At 66.8% G+C, this 1878-nt stretch carries 3 protein-coding genes; all 3 read left to right on the top strand.

Features of this window, described 5'->3' with window-relative positions; genetic code table 11:
• The coding region (locus tag ACRDUX_RS02155; protein ID WP_526410564.1) for a hypothetical protein at positions 1-573 on the top strand (573 nt) is incomplete at its 5' end.
• A 48-nt stretch (positions 574-621) separates the two neighbouring features.
• Positions 622-1053, top strand: coding sequence for an organic hydroperoxide resistance protein (locus ACRDUX_RS02150; protein WP_526410562.1), 432 nt, complete (start codon positions 622-624; stop codon positions 1051-1053).
• A gap of 4 nt (positions 1054-1057) precedes the next feature.
• On the top strand, positions 1058-1705 hold the full coding sequence (locus ACRDUX_RS02145; protein WP_526410560.1) for a sensor domain-containing protein: 648 nt from the start codon (positions 1058-1060) through the stop codon (positions 1703-1705).
• Positions 1706-1878: the final 173 nt, after the last annotated feature.

Genomic DNA, 1878 nt, shown 5'->3' with positions numbered 1-1878 from the left:
GTCATGCCCTCATTCGTGGGAGTGTCGCTAACCATGACGCGCATGCCTGTGGCCAGGATGGCGCTGCTCGTTTCTGCGGTGGCACTCCTGCTCGCGCTCACGAGTGGCTGTGCCTCGCACGACTCGGAACCGCAACGCGGCCTGGCGGAGGTGTTCTCCGTCGGCGATTGCGTTTCCATCCCGGCCCAATCCCCCGCGGTCCCCGACGTACTGAGCGCCACCAAGGTGTCGTGCAGCGCCGACCCCAGCTACACGGTGGGTGCCATGGCCAACGAATCGGGATCGTGCCCGAGTGTCGAATACCAGCACGTGCCAACGAAATTCGCCGACCCCTCGACGACGCAGCTGTGCCTCGTCCCCAATCTCGTCGCCGATCACTGCTACGTCCTCGACATGCCGGTCGGCATGCTGCAGCTGGCCGACTGCGCCGAGCGCGGTCAGCAGGGCCTCTTGGTCCAGGTCACCCAGCGCCTCGACGTGCGCGACCAGCAGGCGTGCCCCGCGTCCCCCGGTCAGTACGCATGGCCCTACCCGTCGCCGGCGCGGACCTACTGCACGCTGACGATCTTCTAACCGCCGAGGCCGCCGTGCGGGCTCCCGGCAGCTGGCATGATCGAGCGCATGAGCATCGAAGTCGTTTACACCGCAGAGTCCACGGCCACCGGCGGAGGTCGTGACGGACACGTGAACTCCGCCGACGGCAAGATCGACCTCGACACGCGCCCACCCAAGGAGATGGGCGGCAGCGGTGAGGGCGTCAACCCCGAGTTGTTGTTCTCGGCCGGCTACTCCGCCTGTTTCCTGGGCGCGCTGCGGCTTGTCGCCAAGAACGAGAAGATCGCCATCGACGACGCGTCGGGCATCACCGCGCAGATCGGCTTCGGCAAGGACTCCGAGGGCGGTTTCGGCTTGACCGCCCACCTGATCGGCTACCTGCCCGGACTCGAGCAGGGGGTGGCCGACGAGCTGATGGAGAAGGCGCACGGCGTGTGCCCGTACTCGAAGGCCACCCGCGGCAACATCGACGTCAAGCTGTCGGCCAAGGTCGTCTAGTCGCATGCGGAGCACGGCCGCCGGTGTCCTGGTGACCGGTGTCATCCTGGCCGGGGCAGTGGCGGCGCCCGCCGCCGCGCGCCCATCCGATCCCGGCGTCGTCTCATATGCCGTGCTCGGGAAGGGGTCGGTGGGCAACGTCGTCGGCGCCCCGATGACGTGGGAGTCGACGTTCACCGCTCCCTTCCAGGGCTATTACGTCGACGTCCCGGAGTGCAACAACTGGGCCGACATCGGACTGCCCGAGGTGTACGAGGATCCCGACCTCGCCTCGTTCAACGGAGCGGTGGCGCAGCGGGCGGCCAACGACGACACCAACCTGGTCAAACAGGCGGTCGGGGTCTTCGCCACGAACGATGCCGCCAACCGGGCCTTCCACCGCGTGACCGACAGGACCGTCGGCTGCGCAGGGCAGACCAGCGCCATGCACCTCGAAGACTTCGTCACCCAGGTCTGGTCCTTTACCGGCGGCCCGCCCACCGGCACCGATGCGGTGTGGGTGAAGCAGGAAGCGGGTACAGACCGGCGGTGCTTCATTCAGACCAGGCTGCGCGAGAACGTTCTGCTCCAAGCGAAAGTCTGTCAGCCTGGCAACGGTGGGCCCGCGGTGAACGTGCTGGCGGGCGCCATGCAGAACTCGCTGGGTCAGTAACGGTCGCCGGTTTCGGGCCCACGAAACAAGCCGTAACCGAAAATTCGCGCGACTTTGTCGGTGTCCTCTGGAAGATGGAGGGGCATCGACAAACGAGGGCATACTTCGTGCTGCCCGCACTCGTTCCCCGGGGAGGGGATGGTTGACATGACCACCACCGCGGATCTTCGAAG

The sequence above is a fragment of the Mycobacterium sp. genome (assembly GCF_050701675.1).
GTDB lineage: Bacteria > Actinomycetota > Actinomycetes > Mycobacteriales > Mycobacteriaceae > Mycobacterium.
This window is presented reverse-complemented; position numbering and strand designations above follow the sequence as displayed.

Excerpts from the sequence above, each read along its gene's own strand:
- ACRDUX_RS02150 (WP_526410562.1), top strand. The coding sequence starts at position 622 with ATGAGCATCGAAGTCGTTTACACCGCAGAGTCCACGGCCACCGGCGGA.
- ACRDUX_RS02145 (WP_526410560.1), top strand. The coding sequence starts at position 1,058 with ATGCGGAGCACGGCCGCCGGTGTCCTGGTGACCGGTGTCATCCTGGCC.